The 20,307-nt window shown below is 71.0% G+C and carries 20 protein-coding genes; 7 read left to right on the top strand and 13 right to left on the bottom strand.

Annotation, left to right across the window (positions count from 1 at the left end; translation table 11 throughout):
* Position 1 precedes the first annotated feature (1 nt).
* The 3 genes from ACTWOL_RS27520 (at position 2) to ACTWOL_RS27510 (ending at position 1,189) form a co-directional block, all read left to right on the top strand.
* The gene (locus ACTWOL_RS27520; protein ID WP_311605579.1) at positions 2-88 is read left to right on the top strand and encodes a putative leader peptide; all 87 of its coding nucleotides are present in this window, start codon (positions 2-4) and stop codon (positions 86-88) included.
* Positions 89-176: 88 nt separating this feature from the next.
* Positions 177-770 (top strand): cupin domain-containing protein, encoded by a 594-nt coding sequence (locus ACTWOL_RS27515; protein ID WP_474299476.1) that lies wholly within the window; start codon positions 177-179, stop codon positions 768-770.
* The gene (locus tag ACTWOL_RS27510) at positions 767-1,189 is read left to right on the top strand and encodes a rhodanese-like domain-containing protein (protein WP_474299474.1); all 423 of its coding nucleotides are present in this window, start codon (positions 767-769) and stop codon (positions 1,187-1,189) included. The genes ACTWOL_RS27515 and ACTWOL_RS27510 overlap by 4 nt, the downstream gene beginning before the upstream one ends.
* Before the next feature lie 223 nt (positions 1,190-1,412).
* Here the strand turns inward: ACTWOL_RS27510 and recX are convergent, their stop codons facing one another.
* From recX to ACTWOL_RS27490, 4 genes are all read right to left on the bottom strand, one after another.
* Positions 1,413-2,006, bottom strand: a complete 594-nt coding sequence (gene recX / locus ACTWOL_RS27505) for a recombination regulator RecX (RefSeq protein ID WP_474301273.1) — start codon at positions 2,004-2,006, stop codon at positions 1,413-1,415.
* Positions 2,003-3,136, bottom strand: a complete 1,134-nt coding sequence (gene recA / locus ACTWOL_RS27500; RefSeq protein WP_474299473.1) for a recombinase RecA — start codon at positions 3,134-3,136, stop codon at positions 2,003-2,005. Before recA ends, recX begins: the two co-directional genes overlap by 4 nt.
* Positions 3,137-3,460: 324 nt before the next feature.
* On the bottom strand, positions 3,461-4,771 hold the full coding sequence (locus tag ACTWOL_RS27495) for an AI-2E family transporter (RefSeq protein ID WP_474299472.1): 1,311 nt from the start codon (positions 4,769-4,771) through the stop codon (positions 3,461-3,463).
* 82 nt (positions 4,772-4,853) lie between these two features.
* Positions 4,854-5,048, bottom strand: coding sequence for a DUF3046 domain-containing protein (locus tag ACTWOL_RS27490; protein WP_469771533.1), 195 nt, complete (start codon positions 5,046-5,048; stop codon positions 4,854-4,856).
* 79 nt (positions 5,049-5,127) lie between these two features.
* Here ACTWOL_RS27490 and ACTWOL_RS27485 point away from each other — a divergent pair, with 79 nt between their 5' ends.
* Positions 5,128-6,033 (top strand): hypothetical protein, encoded by a 906-nt coding sequence (locus ACTWOL_RS27485; protein ID WP_474299471.1) that lies wholly within the window; start codon positions 5,128-5,130, stop codon positions 6,031-6,033.
* A 96-nt stretch (positions 6,034-6,129) separates the two neighbouring features.
* On the opposite strand, the gene ACTWOL_RS27480 is transcribed toward ACTWOL_RS27485, so the two are convergent.
* Genes ACTWOL_RS27480 through ACTWOL_RS27470 form a run of 3 tightly spaced genes read right to left on the bottom strand, consistent with a single transcriptional unit; the run spans position 6,130 to position 8,115 of the window.
* Positions 6,130-6,438 (bottom strand): AzlD domain-containing protein, encoded by a 309-nt coding sequence (locus tag ACTWOL_RS27480; protein ID WP_474299470.1) that lies wholly within the window; start codon positions 6,436-6,438, stop codon positions 6,130-6,132.
* Entirely contained in the window at positions 6,435-7,220 is a 786-nt protein-coding gene (locus ACTWOL_RS27475) for an AzlC family ABC transporter permease (protein ID WP_474299469.1), read from the bottom strand. Before ACTWOL_RS27475 ends, ACTWOL_RS27480 begins: the two co-directional genes overlap by 4 nt.
* Positions 7,221-7,230: 10 nt before the next feature.
* Entirely contained in the window at positions 7,231-8,115 is an 885-nt protein-coding gene (locus tag ACTWOL_RS27470; RefSeq protein ID WP_474299468.1) for an AraC family transcriptional regulator, read from the bottom strand.
* A gap of 89 nt (positions 8,116-8,204) precedes the next feature.
* Between ACTWOL_RS27470 and ACTWOL_RS27465 the strand changes: the two genes are divergently transcribed.
* The 3 genes from ACTWOL_RS27465 to ACTWOL_RS27455 all read left to right on the top strand — a co-directional run bounded on the left by ACTWOL_RS27465 (position 8,205) and on the right by ACTWOL_RS27455 (position 14,563).
* On the top strand, positions 8,205-12,827 hold the full coding sequence (locus ACTWOL_RS27465) for an ATP-dependent helicase (protein ID WP_474299467.1): 4,623 nt from the start codon (positions 8,205-8,207) through the stop codon (positions 12,825-12,827).
* Between the two features lie 100 nt (positions 12,828-12,927).
* Complete coding sequence (locus tag ACTWOL_RS27460; RefSeq protein ID WP_474299466.1) at positions 12,928-13,719, top strand: Fpg/Nei family DNA glycosylase; 792 nt, start codon at positions 12,928-12,930, stop codon at positions 13,717-13,719.
* Between the two features lie 67 nt (positions 13,720-13,786).
* On the top strand, positions 13,787-14,563 hold the full coding sequence (locus tag ACTWOL_RS27455; protein ID WP_474299465.1) for an SDR family NAD(P)-dependent oxidoreductase: 777 nt from the start codon (positions 13,787-13,789) through the stop codon (positions 14,561-14,563).
* 598 nt (positions 14,564-15,161) lie between these two features.
* Here ACTWOL_RS27455 and ACTWOL_RS27450 read toward each other — a convergent pair.
* The 6 genes from ACTWOL_RS27450 to ACTWOL_RS27425 form a co-directional block, all read right to left on the bottom strand.
* On the bottom strand, positions 15,162-15,632 hold the full coding sequence (locus tag ACTWOL_RS27450) for a Dps family protein (RefSeq protein WP_474299464.1): 471 nt from the start codon (positions 15,630-15,632) through the stop codon (positions 15,162-15,164).
* Positions 15,633-15,781: 149 nt separating this feature from the next.
* On the bottom strand, positions 15,782-16,165 hold the full coding sequence (locus tag ACTWOL_RS27445) for a helix-turn-helix domain-containing protein (RefSeq protein WP_474299463.1): 384 nt from the start codon (positions 16,163-16,165) through the stop codon (positions 15,782-15,784).
* A 109-nt stretch (positions 16,166-16,274) separates the two neighbouring features.
* Positions 16,275-16,796, bottom strand: a complete 522-nt coding sequence (locus ACTWOL_RS27440; protein WP_474299462.1) for a CinA family protein — start codon at positions 16,794-16,796, stop codon at positions 16,275-16,277.
* Entirely contained in the window at positions 16,793-17,485 is a 693-nt protein-coding gene (gene pgsA / locus ACTWOL_RS27435) for a CDP-diacylglycerol--glycerol-3-phosphate 3-phosphatidyltransferase (protein ID WP_474299461.1), read from the bottom strand. The genes ACTWOL_RS27440 and pgsA overlap by 4 nt, the downstream gene beginning before the upstream one ends.
* Positions 17,482-19,032: a 30S ribosomal protein S12 methylthiotransferase RimO gene (rimO, locus tag ACTWOL_RS27430; RefSeq protein WP_474299460.1), complete on the bottom strand. Its 1,551-nt coding sequence runs from the start codon at positions 19,030-19,032 to the stop codon at positions 17,482-17,484. The genes pgsA and rimO overlap by 4 nt, the downstream gene beginning before the upstream one ends.
* A gap of 347 nt (positions 19,033-19,379) precedes the next feature.
* Complete coding sequence (locus ACTWOL_RS27425) at positions 19,380-20,243, bottom strand: helix-turn-helix domain-containing protein (RefSeq protein WP_474299459.1); 864 nt, start codon at positions 20,241-20,243, stop codon at positions 19,380-19,382.
* Between the last annotated feature and the right edge of the window lie 64 nt (positions 20,244-20,307).

Below are 20,307 nucleotides of genomic sequence, written 5' to 3'. Positions count from 1 at the left end.
CATGACCGACACCGATGTGCGCCTGTGGCGGAGGGTCCATATGGACCTGGTCCGCTATGCGGGCTGCGTGTGTCGTCCGTCCTGCTGAACTCGCTTCCCCTTCCCGCTGCACGGCCGCGTCCGCTCTTTGCGCTGTCCGGCTGCGTGCATCGTCGCGAACTTCCAGGACGGTTGTCGTGCTTCGCTCTCTTCCCGCATCCACTTCCGCAATCACCACTTCCGCAATCACCACTTCCGGATCGGCCCTCGGATCGGCGTCCGCCACCTCGGCGCCGACCGTGCCCACCGCGGCCGATCTACTCGACTTCGCCCGGCACACCGCCGCCGACGCGGATCTGATCGCCTCGCTGCCACTGGACCCCGAGGGCCGCACATGGGTACGGCTCGACGGCCCCGGAGGCAGTGAGGCATGGCTGATCGGATGGCCGCCGGGCACCGGAACGGGCTGGCACGACCACCACGAATCGGTCGGTGCCTTCGTCACGGCCTCCGGCGAGCTGACGGAGAACGCACTGGCGGTACGTCTTCCGGCCGACGGCTGGAAGACCCTGGAGCTGGCCGAGGGAGTGGACCGAGAGCGGCGTCTGGGCCCCGGCCAAGGGCGGTCGTTCGGACGGCACCATGTGCACGAGGTGTTGAACACGTCGGAGACGGAGCATGCGGTTTCGGTCCATGCGTACTATCCGCCGCTGCCGCTGCTCCGGCGGTTCAGCAGGTCGGGAGCGGTGCTCCGGCTCGAGCAGGTCGAACGCCCGGAGGACTGGCAGTGAGCGAGGAGCCGGTGGACGCTCGGGACGAACAGCCCGTAGGCATCGACGCGTTGCTGGACTTGGTCCGCAGTGGTCTGGACCGGATCGGGCCGCATGATGCCTTCGCTGCCGCGTCGGACGGCGCACTGCTGGTGGACATCCGCTACGCGGCACTGCGCGACCGGGACGGTTTGATTCCCGGCGCTCTGGTGGTGGAGCGCAATGAACTTGAATGGCGCCTCGATCCGTCGGGCAGCCATCGCGCGCCCGAGGCCACTGGTCACGATCTACGGATCGTGGTGGTCTGCAACGAGGGCTACGCGTCATCGCTCGCGGCGGCCTCGCTGCGGCAGCTGGGTCTGCACCGGGCGACCGATCTGGTGGGTGGCTTCCAGGCCTGGCGGGCGGCGGGGCTTCCGGTGCGGGTGCCGGGAGCTTAGGTCCTTCTGACGGACCTCCGCGGCGCCCGGCATCCCTCCCCTACCGGACGTCGCGACCTTTCCCACCTGCCGGTCACAGCACTGGACGCCCCCGTGCACCGTCATACGGGCCCCTGCTCCCGGACCTGCGGCCGGAGTCGGTACGGCCTCCCCCCGCGGGGCCGTACCGACGGTATGGGCGTGGTATGGGCGTGGTCCTGTATGGCTTCTCGGTCCGAGCGGATCAGTACGGCTCGTCGCCGGGGGCCTCGCCCAAGTCCCCGGTGTCCTCGCCCTCTTCCTCCATGGCCTGGCGGACCACCCGTAGCGCCATGCCCTCCGGATATCCCTTGCGGGCGAGCATGCCCGCAAGGCGCCTCAGTCTTCGGTCACGGTCGAGGCCGCGCGTGGACCGCAGCTTACGGGCGACCAGTTCCCGGGCGGTCGCCTCCTCCTGATCCGGGTCGAGTCGGCCGACGGCCTCGTCGATCAGCGTCGAGTCGACGCCTTTGGTGCGCAGTTCACGCGCAAGGGCGCGGCGGGCCAGGCCACGCCCATGATGCCGGGACTCCACCCAGGCGCTCGCGAACACCGCGTCGTCGATGAGGCCGACGTCCTCGAAACGGGACAGGACCTCCTCGATGACGTCTTCCGGGATGTCTCTCTTGTGGAGCGCGTCGCGAAGCTGCTTCCGCGTGCGCGGGGTTCCGGTGAGCAGGCGCAGGCAGATGGCCCGCGCCCGCTCAGCCGGATCCTGGGGCGACAGCTCCTTCTCGGCCCTCGACGATTCGGGGCTGTCGCCCGGCCAATCGGTACGCCGGGTCACGGGCGGGCTCAGCTCTTGGCCGAGGCAGCCGCCTTGGTGGCCTTGGTCGCCTTGGCTGCGGGCGCGGGCACCGACTTCGCGGGCTCATCGCCAGCAGCCGCGGCGCCCGCCGCGTCCGCCCCCGGTTCGGCCGACGGAGCCGCCGGCCTGACGCCAACGCCCAGCTTCTCCTTGATCTTCTTCTCGATCTCGTTGGCCAGGTCGGGGTTGTCCTTCAGGAAGTTCCGCGCGTTCTCCTTGCCCTGGCCCAGCTGATCGCCCTCGTAGGTGTACCAGGCACCTGCCTTGCGGACGAAGCCGTGCTCCACTCCCATGTCGATCAGGCCGCCCTCGCGGCTGATGCCCTGGCCGTAGAGGATGTCGAACTCGGCCTGCTTGAAGGGGGGCGCGACCTTGTTCTTCACGACCTTGCAGCGGGTGCGGTTGCCGACCGCCTCCGTGCCGTCCTTGAGGGTCTCGATGCGGCGGATGTCGATGCGCACCGACGCGTAGAACTTGAGCGCACGGCCACCGGTCGTGGTCTCGGGCGAGCCGAACATCACGCCGATCTTCTCGCGCAGCTGGTTGATGAAGATCGCGGTGGTCTTGGACTGGTTGAGCGCGCTGGTGATCTTCCGCAGCGCCTGGCTCATCAGCCGGGCCTGGAGACCCACGTGCGAGTCACCCATCTCGCCCTCGATCTCCGCGCGGGGGACCAGCGCGGCGACGGAGTCGATCACGATCAGGTCGAGGGCGCCGGAGCGGACCAGCATGTCGACGATCTCGAGCGCCTGCTCACCGTTGTCGGGCTGGGAGAGGATCAGATTGTCGATGTCGACGCCGAGCTTCTTCGCGTACTCGGGGTCGAGGGCGTGCTCGGCATCCACGAAGGCGACCTGACCGCCGGCCTTCTGGGCGTTGGCCACGGCATGCAGGGTCAGGGTCGTCTTACCGGAGGACTCCGGGCCGTAGATCTCCACCACACGGCCGCGGGGCAGGCCACCGACGCCGAGCGCGACGTCGAGCGCGGTCGAGCCGGTCGGGATCACCTCGATGGGCTCCATCGACCGCTCGCCCATGCGCATCACGGCGCCCTTGCCGAATTGCCGTTCAATCTGTGCGAGCGCGGCGTCGAGCGCCTTCTCGCGGTCGGTTCCTGCCATGGGTTCCACCCGGGGTGCTTGAGTCGATCGCTTCACGTCACAGACGCTATCCCTTGCCACTGACAATGCGCCCCGACGTCCGTCCAGCCTGTGGATAACCCGGCGAAAACCCCGGGGTTCCAAGCCGGAAGTCCATAAGAATGGATGTTCGATTTTAGTGTCAAGCGGGCCACCCGCCCTCCGGACACGGTGCTGTCCCGTGCCGTCGAACCCTGCACGTGTGCACGTGTGCCATCGAAGTCCGACCGGTGTGCCCGGGGCGCCGCAGTGCGCCGAGGCCGGACCTGGCCACAAGGCGGCTCTCCCCCGGCTCCGCGGGGAGCCTCAGGCCTCGTCCCTCGGCGCCGGCGGCTGCTCCCTCTTGGCGCTCAGGGCACGCTGCAGCCTGGCCACCACCGCCTCGCCATGGCGCCGGTGACCGTGGACACGCGGGTCGTCCGTGACGTCGTACCGTTTCACGTAGGCGCCGAGGAAGGCCTGCAGCGTCGCGACCGCGGGAATCGCGATCAGTGCGCCGACCGCCCCGAGCAGGGCCGTGCCCGCGATGACCGACCCGAATGCGACAGCCGGATGGATGTCCACGGTCTTCGCGGTGAGCTTGGGCTGCAGCACGTAGTTCTCGAACTGCTGGTAGACGAGGACGAAGCCGAGTACCCACACCGCGTACCAGGGGTTGACCGTGAACGCGATCAGCATCGGCAGGGCTCCCGCCAGGTACGTGCCGATCGTGGGTATGAACTGGGAGACCAGGCCCACCCAGACCGCCAGTGCCGGGGCGTACGGGACCCCGAGCAGCGCCAGCAGGATGTAGTGCGCGATGCCGGAGATCAGGGCCATGAGGCCGCGCGAGTACAGATAGCCACCGGTCTTGTCGACGGCGATCTCCCAGGCGCGCAGCACCTCGGTCTGCTTCGCCGGCGGCAGCACCGAGCACAGCGCCCGGCGCAGCCGGGGCCCGTCCGCCGCGAAGTAGAAGGAGAACAGGAAGATCGTCAGCAGCTTGAACAGTCCGCCGAGCACGGTCGCGGAGACGTCGAGCACACCGCTCGCACTGTTCTGGACGTACTTCTTCAACCAGTCCGAGCGCAGCAGGCTGTCCTGGATCGCCACGCGGGACAGCTCCGTGCGGAACGTCGCGTTGATCCAGTGGATCACCTGGTCGAGGTACTTGGGGAAGTCTTCGACCATGTCGACTATCTGGCCCGCGAGCATCGAGCCGAGCAGCACGACGAAGCCGATTCCGGCGATCATCACCGCGAAGAAGACGAGGAAGGTGGCGAGACCGCGGCGCATGCCGCGTGCCGCCATGCGGCCCACCGCGGGCTCGATCGCCAGCGCGAGGAAGAAGGCGATCAGGATGTTGATCAGCAGTCCGACCAGCTGGTGGAAGGCCCAGCTGCCGAACTGGAAACAGGCGTAGAGAGTGAGCGCCAGGATCATGGCCCTGGGCAGCCAGCGAGGCATCCGGGCGGTGCCGGGACCCGCGGGCCCCACCGCCATGCCTCTTCCGGGGACGGCTCCTACGGCCGTCCCCTCGCTCTGCTCCGCTGTGCTGGAGCTGGTCTTTGTGCCACCGGTGCCCGACGAGGCGGTCGGCGGCTCTTCGTCCCGGACGGTCTCGTCAGTCGATGCCACGGGACAAGTTTTGCGTACGAACACGACAACCGGGCCACGGGCTGTGGAAAACCGCGGCACACGCCGCTGTCCGGTGATCGACTCACCGCTTGTCGGCCGGTATCCCCACGGCCGCGCAGACCCCGCGCCAGACGTCCTTCGTCTCCCAGCCGGCGGCCAGTGCCTCGTGCACGGTCCGTCCGCCGAGCTCGGCCATCACGTGGTCGCGTGCGAAGGAGTCGGCGTAGGCCGCACCGAAGTGCTCCGCCATCCGCTCCCAGAAAATCGTCAACCGCATGCGCCCAGTATCCCGCCCCTGAGAGTGCAGCCGTGGCCGTCCGCCATACCGGAGGCCGCTCGCGCCCTACGGTCGGAACATGGCTGGAACACCCCTCGCACGGGCCGAGCGCTTCATCTGGCTCACGGCCCGCGTGCTCGAACAGCGGCGGTTCGCGTATCACTTCCTGGGCGCGGGCGCGGATCCCGTGGAGGCCGCGCTGAGCGCCCATCTCAACGAGGACGGCGGATACGGGCACGCCCTCGAGCCCGATCTGCGCGGACCCGTCAGCCAGCCGCAGCACACGGCGCACGCTCTGGGCATCCTCGACTCGATCGGACGCTGCGGAGGGCTGCGGGTCGAGCGGATGTGCCGCTATCTGACGGCCGTGGCCACCAGGGACGGCGCACTGCCCGCGGTCCACCCCTCGCAGCGGGGGTATCCCACCGCCCCGTTCATCCCCTTGCCGGACGAACCCCCGAGCGAGCTGGTGGTGACGGGGCCGGTGGTCGGGCTGCTGCACCGCAACCAGGTGTGGCACGCCTGGCTGTTCCGGGCGACCGACTTCTGCTGGGCGGCGGTGGACGCCCTGGTGAAGCCCGATCCGTACGAGATCCGGGCGGCGGTCGCCTTCCTGGACGGCGCCCCGGACCGGTCCCGTGCCGAGGCGGCCGCGGACCGCCTCGGCCGTCTTGTGCGCGAGCAGCGGCTCGTGGTGCTCGACCCGGACCGGCCGGATCCCCGACCGGCTCCCGCCGGCCACGCCCCACACGATCGCCACTACCCGCACGACTACGCGCGCCTGCCGGGCTCCCTGGCGCGCCGGTGGTTCACGGACGAGGAGTTGGAACGGTCACTGGACCATCTCGCCGGCCGTCAGCAGGCCGACGGCGGCTGGCCGGTCCACCGGCGCGCGTGGGCGCCCGGAAGCGCTCTCGAGTGGCGCCCCATCCTGACGATCGAGGCACTGCGCATGCTGAGGGCGCACGGGCGCGCAGTGCGGTGAGACGGCGCGAGCCAGGCCGCGCCGTGCGCGGATCCGGACGCGCGGGGCCGGGGTCCGGGGCTGATTCCCCGTGCTCATCGGCCGTCTGGGGTGTCCTCAGCCGCCGATCGCCCTCACACCGGCGGTCACCAGCACGGCCACCGCCACAACGACGAGGAACGGCGCCCGCAGGACCAGGGCGACCGCCGCCGCCCCCAGCCCCGCCGCCCTGGCGTCGACGACCAGTGAGCTTCCGGCACTGAACGTCTGCTGCGCCGTGAGCGCGGCCAGCAGGGCGACCGGCAGCAGCGCGGAGAGCCGCTGCACCAGCGGTCGCTCCAGCGTTGCGGCCGGGACCAGGAGACCGGCCAGTTTCATCAGGTAGCAGGCGACAGCCGTGGCCCCGATCGCGATCCAGACGTTCATCGGTCCGCGTCCTTCCTGTTGGCGGCCCTGCGGCCGTTGAACCAGAGCACGGCAGGTGCGGCGAGTGCGGCGACGAGCACGGGCACCCCCGCGGGGAGCAGGGGCAGCAGTCCCAGCCCCAGGACGACCGCGAGTCCGGCGACTGCCCGCTCCGTCGTGGTGCGCAGCATCGGAGCGAGCAGGGCGAGGAACACGGCGGGCCCTGCGGCGTCCAGCCCCCAGGCACTGGTGTCGCCGATCGCCTCCGCGCCCAACGCCCCGAGCAGCGTGGTGAGGTTCCACAGCACATACAGCGTGAGTCCCGTGACGGTGAACCCCAGGCGTGCGGTGCGCCGCGTGGGCTGTGCCAGGGAGACGGCCGCGGTCTCGTCGATGACCCAGTGGGCGGCGAAGGGGCGTACGAACCGCGGCAGGGCGAGCAGCTGGGACAACCTGAGGCCGTAGAACGCGTTGCGGGTGCCGAGGAAGAAGGCACCCGCGGCGGCGGTGAACGGATTGCCGCCCGCGGCGAGCGCGCCGACCAGCGCGAACTGTGAGGCGCCGGTGAAGACGAGCAGACTGAGGGCGCAGATCTGCAGCAGCCCGAGCCCCGCGCCCGCCGCTGTCACGCCGAAGGCGAATCCGGAGAGACCCACGGCGAAGCCCACGCCGAGGGCGTCCCGCACGGCTGCGGAGTCGGCCTTCAAAAGCGCTGCGGGCACGTCGCGCCGCGGGGGCTCGTACGCGGCCACGGAGGATTCGCCTCCGACGGGTATGTCCGGGGGTGCTGTCGGTTCTGCCACGCAGCGGACGCTACGCGGGTGGGACGCCGCCGGTCTTGTACGTTCTTGCGGGCTCCGGTCGCAGGGCTCCCGGCTGCACCGGCCGTCCCCGCTGGTACGCGCCGGGCGGTACCCCGACGATCCTCGCGAAATGGCGGTTCAGATGCGGCTGGTCGGTGAAACCGACCGTGACGGCCGCCTCGGCCGGACCGACGCCTGCGTCGAGCAGTCGGCGCGCGCGGCGGACCCGCGCGTCCGTGAGCCAGGTGTGCGGCGGCATGCCGTAGCTGTCGCGGAAGGCCCGGAGCAGGGCGAACGGGCCGGTGCCGAGCTCTGCCGCCAGAGCCTCCAGCGTCGGCGGGTCGTCCATGTGCTCCTCGAGGAGGGACCGGGCTCGCGCGGCGTTGCGCGCACCCGCCGAGCGCGGCTCGTGCACGGGAAGCGCCGTCCCGTAGACCCGTACCAGCCGGGAGACCAGGATCCTCAGCATGCTGTCGGCGGCCAGGGCGTTGCCCTCCTCGGCCGCACGGTGCACCTCGCGGATGAGCGTGGCCGCCTCGTGATCGACCACATGGGTCTCGGTGAAACCGACGGTGCCACGCATCGATGTCGCCTCGGCCACGATCTCCGCGACGGCGGCCGCCGACGGGTACAGCGTCGAGTACACCCAGCCCTCGGGTGCTCCGGCCCGCGCGCTGTGCGGCACCTCCGGGTTGACCATGACCACGGTGCCGGGCCCGGCGTGCACCACGCCGCCCGGCAGGCCTATGTCCTCGACCCCGCCCGTGATGGCGGCCAGGACGTATCCCTCGTGGCTGTGGCGCGGGAAGGTGTGGCGGACGTAGTGGGCCCGGAGCAGATCGATGCCCGGCAGTCGCTCGTGCTGCCAGTACCGCGCCCACTCCTCCTTGGCCATACCGCCATTGTGTCAGCTCGAGCGGGACGCTGAATCCGGTGTTGTCGCAGGTCAGGCAGGTTGTCAGTGTCCGGGTGCAGGATGGGGGCATGTCCAGGACCGCGCTCGACGACTTCTCCCCCGCGACCCGCGGATGGTTCACGAGGGCGTTCAGCGCGCCCACCGCGGCCCAGGAAGGCGCCTGGCGCGCCATCGGTGAGGGGTCCGACGTCCTGGTCGTGGCCCCGACCGGTTCCGGCAAGACGCTCGCGGCATTCTTGGCGGCCCTCGACCGTCTCGCGTCCGGCCCGCCGCCGGCGGACGCGAAGAAGCGCTGCCGTGTCCTGTACGTGTCGCCCCTGAAGGCGCTCGCCGTGGACGTCGAGCGCAATCTGCGCAGTCCGCTGACCGGTATCCGCCAGGAGTCGGTGCGGCTCGGGCTGCCCGAGCCCGAGGTGCGGGTCGGCATCCGCTCGGGGGACACGCCGGCCGCCGAGCGCAGGGCGCTGGCGACCCGGCCCCCGGACATCCTGATCACCACGCCGGAGTCGCTCTTCCTGATGCTCACGTCGTCCACGCGTGAGGCTCTGACCGGCATCGAGACGGTGATCCTGGACGAGGTGCACGCGGTGGCGGGCACCAAGAGGGGGGCCCATCTCGCCCTGTCGCTGGAGCGGCTCGACGAGGTGCTGCCCCGCCCCGCCCGGCGGATCGGTCTGTCCGCGACCGTCCGGCCGGTGGACGAGGTGGCGCGCTATCTCTCGCCGCAGCGCAGGGTGGAGATCGTCCAGCCACCGTCCGGCAAGGAATTCGACCTCTCCGTGGTCGTCCCTGTCGAGGATCTCGGTGAACTGGGCGGATCGCCCGCCTCGGAGCCCGATGCCGCCGGGGAGAAGCCGTCCATCTGGCCGCACGTCGAAGAGCGCATCGCCGATCTCGTCCAGGCCCACCGCTCGACGATCGTCTTCGCCAACTCCCGCCGTCTCGCCGAGCGGTTGTGCAACAGGCTCAACGAGATCGCCTATGAGCGCGCCGTGGGGGAGGCCCTTCCCGAGGGCGCTCCCCCGGCCGAGATCATGGCGCAGTCGGGTGCCGCCCTGGGCGCGCCGCCGCTGCTGGCCCGTGCCCACCACGGTTCGGTCTCCAAGGAGCAGCGCGCCTTGGTCGAGGAGGACCTCAAGGCGGGCAGGCTGCCCGCGGTCGTCGCCACTTCCAGTCTCGAGCTGGGTATCGACATGGGCGCGGTGGATCTGGTCGTCCAGGTCGAGTCGCCGCCGTCCGTCGCCTCGGGTCTGCAGCGCGTGGGCCGGGCCGGCCACCAGGTGGGCGCGGTCTCCACCGGTGTGGTCTTTCCCAAGTACCGCGGTGACCTGGTCCAGGCAGCGGTGGTCACGGAGCGGATGCGCGGCGGCTCCATCGAGGCCCTGCGGATCCCCGCCAACCCGCTGGACGTGCTGGCCCAGCAGCTCGTCGCGATGGTGGCGCTGGACACCTGGCAGGTGGATGACCTGCTGGCCGTGGTGCGCCGGGCCGCGCCGTTCGCCTCGCTTCCGGAGTCGGCGTTCACGGCGGTGCTCGACATGCTCGCCGGGCGCTACCCGTCGGACGCGTTCGCGGAGCTGCGCCCGCGGGTGGTGTGGGACCGGGTCGCCGGGACGGTCACGGGGCGTCCCGGCTCCCAGCGCCTCGCGGTCACCTCGGGAGGCACCATCCCCGACCGCGGGCTGTTCGGTGTCTTCCTCGCCGGAGCCGACCCGAAGAAGGGCGGCGGCCGGGTCGGCGAGCTCGACGAGGAGATGGTGTACGAGTCCCGGGTGGGGGACGTCTTCACGCTCGGCACCACGTCCTGGCGGATCGAGGACATCACACGCGACCGGGTGCTGGTCTCGCCCGCTCCCGGGGTGCCGGGCCGGCTGCCGTTCTGGAAGGGCGATCAGCTGGGCCGTCCACTCGAACTGGGCCGCGCGGTGGGCGCGTTCCTCCGCGAGATCGGCTCGCTCTCCGAAGAGGACGCCAGGCTGCGGCTGCTCGCCGCCGGGCTCGACGCCTGGGCGGCCGGCAATGTGCTCGCCTACCTCGACGAGCAGCGCCGTGCCTGCGGTCATGTGCCAGACGACCGCACGATCCTTGTGGAGCGGTTCCGCGACGAGCTGGGCGACTGGCGGGTCGTGGTCCACTCCCCCTTCGGGGCCCAGGTCCACGCCCCGTGGGCGCTCGCGCTCGGTGCCCGGCTCGCGGAGCGATACGGCCTGGACGCACAGGTGATGCATGCCGACGACGGCATCGTGCTGCGCCTGCCGGATGCCGACCTCATGGGTCTGGACCTCCTCGACCTGGACCCGGTGCATCTCGACACGTCCTACGACAGCGACCAGGCACCGGTCGGCGCTGCCGACACCGTTTTCGACAAGGGCGAGATCAGCCAGATCGTCACCGACCAGGTGGGAGGCTCGGCGCTGTTCGCCTCGCGGTTCCGCGAGTGCGCGGCACGTGCCCTCCTGCTGCCGCGCCGCAGTCCCGGCAAGCGCACCCCGCTGTGGCAGCAGCGGCAGCGTGCGGCTCAGCTGCTGCAGGTGGCGAGCGAGTTCGGCTCGTTCCCGATCGTCCTGGAGGCGGTACGCGAGTGCCTCCAGGACGTCTTCGACGTCCCCGGGCTGACGGAGCTGATGGGCGACATCGAGTCCCGCCGGGTCCGGCTGGTCGAGGTGACCACGCCGGAGCCGTCCCCCTTCGCCCGCTCGCTCCTCTTCGGCTACGTGGCGCAGTTCCTGTACGAGGGGGACTCACCGCTGGCGGAGCGGCGCGCCGCGGCCCTTTCTCTGGACTCCCGTCTGCTCGCCGAGCTGCTCGGCCAGGCGGAGCTGCGCGAGCTGCTCGACGCGGACGTCCTGAGCGAGCTCGAGCAGGAGCTGCAGTGGCTGACGGACGACCGCAGGGTGAAGGACGCCGAGGGCGTTGCCGATGCGCTGCGCGTGCTCGGCCCGCTGACGACCGCGGAGCTGGGCGAGCGCGGCGCCGATCCGCGCTGGCCCGAGGAGCTCACCGCGGCCCGCCGTGCCATCCGGGTCCGCATCGCAGGCGCCGACCACTGGGCGGCGGTCGAGGACGCCGGGCGGCTGCGGGACGCCCTGGGCACCGCGCTCCCGGTGGGCGTCCCCGAGGCGTTCACGGAGCCTGTCAAGGATCCGCTGGGCGATCTGCTGGCCCGCTTCGCCCGCACCCACGGCCCGTTCACGTCGTCCCAGGCCGCCGCCCGGTTCGGGCTGGGCGCGGCCGTCACCGACGGGGCGCTGCAGCGTCTGGCCGCGACCGGTCGTGTCGTACAGGGCGAATTCCATCCCTCCGGCATCGGCCAGGAGTGGTGCGACGCGGCCGTGCTGCGGCGGTTGCGGCGCCGCTCGCTCGCGGCGCTTCGCCAGGAGCTGGAGCCGGTCTCCCCGGCGGCGCTCGCGACGTTCCTCCCCCAGTGGCAGCACCTGGAGAACAACAGTCTGCGCGGTATCGACGGACTGGCGCGCGCCGTCGAGCAGCTGCAGGGCGCCCCGGTGCCCGCCTCCGCGCTGGAGAAGCTGATCCTGCCGTCCCGGGTGATGGGCTACTCCCCCGCTCTGCTCGACGAGCTGACGACGACCGGTGAAGTGCTGTGGGCCGGTGCGGGCGCACTGCCCGGCAAGGACGGCTGGGTCTCCCTCTACCTCGCCGACGCCGCCCCGCTGCTGCTCCCTCCGCCGCACCCACTGGAGCCGACTGCACTCCACGAGTCCGTGCTGACGGCCCTCTCCGGCGGATACGGTCTGTTCTTCCGGCAGATCGCCGACCAGGTGCGTGCCACCACACATCCCGACGCCACCGATCCCCAACTGGCCGACACCCTCTGGGAACTGGCCTGGTCGGGGCGTCTGACGAATGACACCCTGGCACCGCTGCGCTCACTCCTGGGTTCGGGCCGCACTGCCGGATCCACGGCGCACCGGGCCAAGCGCACGGTCCCGCGCGGGCGCTACGGTTCGCTCACGGCGGCCGCGCGCACCGCGTCGCGCACGGGGCCGCCGACCGTCTCCGGGCGCTGGTCCCTGCTCCCCGCACCCGAGCCGGATCCCACCCACCGTGCCCATGCCCTGGCCCGCACACTGCTGGACCGCCATGGCGTGGTCACCCGTGGTGCGGTCGCGGCCGAAGGGGTCGAGGGCGGATTCTCGGCGACGTACCGCATCCTGTCCGCCTTCGAGGACAGCGGGCAGGCCCGTCGCGGCTATGTCGTGGAGGGGCTGGGCGCGGCCCAGTTCGCCATGGACGGGGCCGTGGACCGGCTGCGCACAGCGGCCACCGCCCGTGACCGCGCCGACGCGCACACCGTGACCCGCGCGGTGGTGCTTGCGGCTGCCGACCCGGCCAACGCCTACGGGGCTGCCCTGTCCTGGCCCGAGCCGCCGACCGGTGCGGGCCACAAGCCCGGCCGCAAGGCGGGCTCCCTGGTGGTGCTGGTCGACGGCGAGCTCACGCTCTACCTGGAACGCGGTGGCAAGACCCTGCTGTCCTGGGCCACGGAACCGGACGCCCCGGAGTTGCGGGCCGCGTCCGAGGCTCTTGCGACCGCGGCGCAGGCGGGGTCGCTCGGTACGGTCACGGTCGAACGCATCAACGGCGCCACGGCACTGACCTCCACGCTGGCCCGTCCGTTCGAGGAAGCCGGCTTCCACGCCACCCCGCGAGGACTGCGGCTGCGTCCATGATCCGGCCGGTTCTCCCGGGGCGATCCCTCCGGTTCGCCCCGGGCGCGGGTCCGCCGGGCGCGACAGGACGACGCGGGGCCCGTCCCGCATCATGGGTGCCATGCCCGAAGGAGACACCGTCTGGCTGACCGCCCGGAAGCTGCACGACGCCCTGGCCGGCCGCACCCTCACCGTCTCCGATCTGAGGGTCCCGCGGTTCGCCACCGCCGATCTCACCGGGCGAGAGGTCCTGGACGTCACTCCGCGCGGCAAGCACCTTCTCACCCGCGTCGAGGGCGGGCTCACCCTGCACTCGCATCTGCGGATGGACGGTTCCTGGCGGGTGTTCACAGCCGGGGAACGCTGGCGCGGCGGCCCCGGCCACCAGATCAGGGCGGTCCTCGGGAACACCGAGTACACCGCGGTGGGCTATCGCCTCCCGGTGCTCGAGCTGCTGCGCACCCAGGACGAGCAGCGGGTCGTCGGGCACCTCGGCCCGGATCTGCTGGGACCCGACTGGGATCCGGGCACCGCTCTGCGCAACCTGCTCGCCGACCCGGCACGGCCGCTCGGCGAGGCCCTGCTCGACCAGCGCAATCTGGCCGGCATCGGCAATGTGTACAAGTCGGAGCTGGCCTTCATGGCCGGGGTCACGCCGTGGCTCCCGGTCGGCGAGGTCCCCTCCGGCCTGCCCGAGCGACTCGTCAGCACCGCGCACCGGCTGCTGGAGGCGAACAAGAACCGCTTCTACCGGCGCACCACACCCGGCGAACGCCGTGTGGAACAGCGCCTGTTCGTGTACGGCCGTGAGGGCCGGCCGTGTCTGCGCTGCGGCACACCGATCAGCAAGTCGGAGCAGGACGACCGGGTGACGTACTGGTGCCCGCGCTGTCAGTCGGGTCCCGTCGGCTGACGGCGGTATCCGCGGTCCCCCGCAGTTTGGTTGACGGACCGTCAGATACGGTCGTACGTTCACGTTCATGGCCCTCACGGCGTACGACCTCAGCGGCCGCACCGCGTTCGTCACCGGTGCGGCGAGCGGCATCGGCCGCGCGACCGCCGTCCTCCTCGCCCAGGCGGGCGCCACGGTGCACTGCGCCGACGTGGAGGAGAAGGGTCTCCACGAGACCCTGGCTCTGATCGCGGACAGCGCGTCCGGACCCGGCCGCACAGCCCAGGCCCATGCCGTCGACGTCAGCGACCGGCACGCGCTCCACGAGGCGGTCCGCGCCGCCGGCCCGCTGCACATCATGGCCGCGATCGCCGGGATCATGCATACGAGCACGGTCCTCGAGACACGCGAGGAGGACCTCGACCGAATCCTCGCGGTGAACTTCAAAGGGGTGCTCTACGCCTGCCAGGCAGCCGCTCGCAGCATGATCGACGCGGGTATCGCCGGATCCCTGATCACCATGGCTTCGGGCGCGGTCGACACCGGCAGCCCCGGACTGCTCTGCTACGGCGTCGCCAAGGCGGCCGTCGTACAACTCACCAGGACCCTGGCATCGGAACTCGGGCCTTACGCCATCCGGGTGAACGCGGTCGCCCCGGGCTGGGTACGCAGCCCCATGACCGACCGTCATGACGAGAGCCTCCAGCACAAGACGGAGGCCGCCATGGTCCGGCTCTCACCGCTCGGCCGGGTCGGCGAGCCCGAGGACATCGCTCATGCGGTCCTCCACCTCGCCTCCGACGCGTCGTCGTTCACGACGGGTCAGATCCTCCGGCCGAACGGGGGCGTCGCGATGCCGTGGTAGCCGTCGTTCCCCCGGCTCCCTCGGCGTCCGCGGCTCGCGACGCCACATGCACCGGCAACAGGCTGAGCCCCCACCCGCCTGCCGCCACTGCCCCCTCGACGAGCCCCGCTTGCTCCGGCACCAACGCCAGCCGCAGTACGGCCCACCACCACAGCGCGCCCAGTGCAAGCGCCGGCAGCAGGACCCATCGCCTTACCATGGCCGCCTCCTCCGGTCGACGCTAGACCGGACCGATCACTCGGCGGGAGGGCGCACCGGTTGCACACCGGGCGCGTCCGCAGCGTATGTGCCAGGCGCCCCAGGGGTTCACGCACCGGGCTATGCGCCCGCGCACGCCTCCACCGTTCACACCGGCGGACCCTGCGCACGACCGTGCGCCTGCTGCCGGCGAAGGAGCTCCGCCGGCAGCAGGCGCATCCGCGGCCTCCGGCACCCCGACGGGCGTGCACACCCCGGGCGCACCGGTGGACCGGGGGCTTCTGACGGATCTCCGCGACGTCGCGACGTCCGGCACGCTCCCCCGAGCTCTTCGAGCAGGGGGTACCCCCAGAGCACGCACCGGACGCCCTCCTTTTCCACGGCGATCCATCAGAAGCCCCTAGGCGCTCTCCGCCTGGAACATCCAGGCATGCTTTTCCAGGTCGGCCGTGAGCTGGATCAGGATGTCCTGGCTCACCGGGTCGGGATCGTCCGTCACCTCGATGCGCTCCCGCATCTTGCCGATCACGGACTCGAGCACCTTCACCATCGTGCGCACCACGTCGGTGTCCTGGATCCAGCCTTCCGGTACCTTCCCGACGGCGCTGGACGACGCCACGGTGCCGGCCCTGCCGTCGGGCGGAACACCGATCGCCGATGCACGCTCCGCCACCGTGTCGGAATGCGTCCGCGCCGTCGCGACGACCTCGTCCAGCTGCAGATGCACCGAACGGAATCGCGGCCCGACGACGTTCCAGTGAACCTGCTTGGCCACCAGCGCCAGGTCGACGAGGTCCACCAGTGCGCCCTGAAGGGCTTCTCCGGTGACTTTGCGGTCCTGCGACGACAACGAGCCCTTCACCACAGACATATGCGACCTCCCACAAGACGACACCGCTCTCCACCATGGCACACATGGAACAAAACGGTCATTTAATGGAAAAGTGAAGCCCCGTTCGATTACCCATTCGAACGGGGCTCACACGTGGAGGTCAGCGTGCGGACGCGCGCCTGTCGCCGTCAGGCGGCGACGACGTCCACCGCCTCCGCGGGCGCCTTGATCGTCACCCGCTCCGTCGGCACGCCCGCCACCGACGTCACGGACACGGAATTGAGCATCGGGCGCACCGGCGCGTGCACCGGCTCGCTCGCCGCTGCCGACTCGGCCAGCTCGGCCAGCGACAGCTCGTCGCTCACTTCACGCATGAGCTCGGACATCCGTACGTCAAGCGCGTCGCAGATCGCGGAGAGCAGCTCGGAGGATGCCTCCTTCTGCCCCCGCTCCACCTCGGAGAGATAGCCGAGCGAGACTCGGGCGGACGAGGAGACTTCGCGCAGAGTACGGCCCTGGCGCTGGCGCTGCCGACGCAGCACGTCACCCAGCAGGCGACGGAGCAGAATCATCGGTGGCTCCCTCCTCGGACCGCGTAGCCGCATCCTTCACGCCCCACCGTACCGCCTCGCGCTGCGGCCGTGCGGGGAGCGATGACGTGTTCACTCAGGGCTGCAAACATCAAGTCCCCCCGTTCTGTTCCGTATCCTGTGCCCGCCCGTTCCCCGAGAGTTCTCCGGCGAGCAGCTCCAGCACGCTCCGTACACTCTCTCTACGAATTTCCGCACGGTCGCCGTTCAACCTCAGTGCGGTCACTTTCCGCGATCCACCGGGCCCCGCGACAGCCACGTAGACCGTCCCCACGGGCTGCCCGTCCTGGGGTTCGGGCCCCGCGACACCGGTGGTCGCGATGCCCCAGCCGGCCCCCAGTCTGGCTCGCGCTCCTTGGGCCATCTGCGTCGCGACGTCCGGATCCACCGCGCCGCGCGCGGCGAGCAGGGCGGCGTCCACTCCCAGGACGTCCTGCTTCACGGCCGTCGCGTACGCCGTGACGGACCCGCGGAAGGACTGCGAGGCGCCCGGGACCGCTGTGAGCTCCGCGGCCACCAGACCGCCCGTCAGCGACTCCGCGACGGCCAGGGTCTCGCCACGCTCGGCGAGCAGCGCCAGCACCGCGGCGGCGTCACCGCGAGCGGCGTTCATCGCGTGGACTCCGCGGTGTCCTGCCCGGCGGTCCGCGCCGCCTCACGCTCGGCGGCGAGCCCCCTGCGCCGCAGGACCACCGCCTGCCGTACATAGTCCAGCCCGGTGACCACGGTCAGCACGACCGCCACGGCCATCACCCACCAGCGCAGCGTGGCCAGCGGACCGGTCAGCGCGAGCACGTACATCCCGACCGCCGTGCCCTGCGCGAGCGTCTTCATCTTTCCGCCGCGGCTGGCCGGGATGACCCCGTGCCGGATCACCCAGAAGCGCATCAGCGTGATCCCGAGCTCACGGAAGAGGATCACTCCCGTGACCCACCAGGGCAGGTCGCCGAGTGCCGAGAGGCAGATCAGACCGGCCGCCATGATCGCCTTGTCGGCGATCGGGTCGGCGATCTTGCCGAAGTCCGTGACCAGGTTGTACGTCCGGGCCAGATGGCCGTCGAACAGGTCGGTGATCATGGCGACGGCGAAAGCGGCCCAGGCCCAGGCCCGCCAGGCCGGGTCGTATCCGCCGTTCTGGAGCAGCAGGACCACAAAGCCGGGCACCAGCAGCAGCCGCACCATGGTGAGGAGGTTGGCGATGTTCCACAGGCTGGCCTGGTTGACGGCCGCAGCGCCCAGCTTGCCGCCGGGCGAAGCCGGCCTGCCGGTCCCGCCCGCCGCGGACGCCGGGACTCCCGTCATCTGACTGCCTCCTCACACCGCTCGGTGACGACCTCGGCCACCAGGTCGACGCCCTCGGTGCCCACCACCTTGGCTTCGACCAGACGTCCGGGCACCAGCCCCTCGGCGGCCGTGAAGATCACCTGGCCGTCGGTCTCGGGCGCCTGGTGCGAGGCCCGGCCGACAGCGGCGTACTCGTCCTCGTCCAGGGCGTCGGCCGGATCCTCGCTCCCGCCTCCGTCGAACACGGACTCGACCAGTACCTCCAGGGTCTCCCCGATCCGCTCGTCCGCGCGCTGGGCGGTCAGCTCCTCAGCCAGCCGGGACAGATGCGCCAGCCGCTCGTCCACGACGTCCTGGTCGAGCTTGGTCTCGTAGGTGGCGGCCTCGGTGCCCTCCTCGTCGGAGTAGCCGAAGACGCCGATGGCATCCAGCCGGGCGGCCGTGAGGAAGCGCTCCAGCTCGGCGAAGTCCTCTTCGGTCTCACCGGGGAAGCCCACGATGAAGTTCGAGCGCACACCGGCCGCCGGCGCCTTGGACCTGATCGTCTCGAGCAGTTCGAGGAACCGCTCGGTATCGCCGAAGCGCCGCATGGCGCGCAGCACACCCGGTGCGCTGTGCTGGAAGGAGAGGTCGAAGTACGGGGCGACCTTCTCCGTGGACGTCAGCACGTCGATCAGACCCGGACGCATCTCTGCGGGCTGCAGATAGCTGACGCGGACCCGTTCGATTCCGTCGACGGACGCCAGCTCCGGGAGCAGGGTCTCCAGCAGCCGGATGTCGCCGAGGTCCTTGCCGTACGAGGTGTTGTTCTCGGAGACCAGCATGATCTCCTTGACGCCCTGCTCGGCGAGCCAGCGCGTCTCGCCGAGGACGTCGCTTGGACGCCGCGAGATGAAGGAGCCGCGGAAGGACGGGATCGCGCAGAAGGAGCAGCGCCGGTCGCAGCCCGAGGCGAGCTTCACCGAGGCAACGGGGCTCGTGTCCAGACGCCGGCGCAGCGGAGCACGCGGCCCGGAGGCGGGCGCGAGGCCCTCCGGCAGGTCCTCCGGCACGCTCTCGGGCTCCGGAGCCTGGGCGTGCCCGGGCAGGGCGACTGCGGCAGTCTGCCGCTCCGCCGGGCTGATCGGCAGCAGCTTGCGGCGGTCGCGCGGGGTGTGAGAGGCGTGGACGCCGCCGCTGAGGATGGTCTGGAGCCGGTCGGAGATGTCGGCGTAGTCGTCGAATCCGAGCACACCGTCCGCCTCGGGCAGTGCCTCGGCGAGCTCCTTGCCGTACCGCTCCGCCATACAGCCGACGGCGACCACGGCCTGGGTTCTGCCGTGGTCCTTCAGATCGTTCGCTTCGAGGAGCGCGTCGACGGAGTCCTTCTTGGCGGCTTCGACGAAGCCGCACGTGTTGACGACCGCCACGTCGGCTTCGGCGGCCTCTTCGACGAGCTCCCAGCCGTCCGCTGCCAAGCGGCCTGCGAGCTCCTCCGAGTCCACCTCGTTACGGGCGCAGCCAAGAGTGACAAGGGCGACGGTACGGCGTTCGGGCATGGGCTCAAGACTACTTCGTCCCGGCACGCACCTGATCCGCGAGGCTCCCCGGCGGCACGAGCCCCGCGGCGGCCGCCCGCCGGACCGTGGCCGGCCGGTCCTGCCAGGTCCTGTCCGGGCGATCCTTGAGGGTCAGCCGGCGGCGTCAGACGCATGGGGTCTTCCCAAGCCCTCCGGGGCCGAGGGGAAGCATCGCAAGGCGGTGGGGGTACCCCCGGCCGGAGGCTGGGGAAGATCGTCCTCGTACTGGACGTACTCGGACGACTCCGACACGCGGCGTGGGAATACCTCCCAGCAGCTCGGGGAGGGCCGCAGCTGTCGTCGCGGGCTCGAGAAGATCGCCCGGACAGGACCTAAGGACCGGCCGCGGCCGGTCAGCCGGCCTCGGGGTCACCCTTCGTGTAGGAGAGCCGCTCGACCTGTCCCGGCTCGAACTCGTCTTCGACCTTCTTGCCGTTCACGAACAGCTCGATCGCCCCGGCGTTGCCCAGGATCAGGTCCAGCCGCTCGTCGTCCTGGAACGTCTTGGACTGGCCCTTGTCGAGCAGCCCGTCGAAGAGCAGCTTCCCACTGGCGGACTTCGCGGAGATCCAGCTCTTGTCGTCGACGGCGATCAGCTTGACCGTGACCTTGTCCTGCGGGACGGCGGCGATCGCGCTCTCCGAGGGGTCCGGCTTGGCGGGCTGGGGCTGCTGCGGCTGCGCCGGCTGCTGGCTCGCGGGCGGCTTCGGACTGCTCTTGGCCGGGGCGGCGCCCTCGGCGACGTTCTTGGTGGTCGTGGCCGTCTCATTGCCGCTGAACAGCGTGAAGGCGGCAAAACCGATCACGGCGACGATCGCCGCGACCATCGCGGCGGTCCAGTTGGGGCGCCTGGGCTCTGGGCGGATACGTTCCGCCTCGAAGAGCGGCGCGGCGGGCGTGGGCGACGGCCGGCCACCGTGCTCGGCGTCGTACTGCGCCACGAGCGGGGCCGGATCCAGTCCTACGGCACGGGCGAGCGTCCCGATGTGGCCGCGTGCGTACACGTCGCCACCGCAGCGGGAGAAGTCGTCCTGCTCGATCGCCTGAACGATGGGGATGCGAACACGGGTGGAGGAACTGACCTCGTCAATGGTCAGACCTGCCGCGCAGCGAGCCTGCTGCAGCGCGGCACCGATCGAAGGCCGGTCATCTTCGAACGAAGACCGGTCTTCCGCAGTCGAAGGCCGGTCATCTTCGGGGAAGTTGCCGATGGACACGAGTGCGCCTTTCGAGCGTGTAGCCACCTGCTGGAGGTTCAGTCTAGGGGTGGTACGAAAGGGT

It is taken from the genome of Micromonospora sp. IBHARD003 (assembly GCF_056106285.1).
The sequence above is the reverse complement of the archived record's forward strand: the minus strand, read 5'-3'. Positions and strand labels throughout refer to the sequence as shown.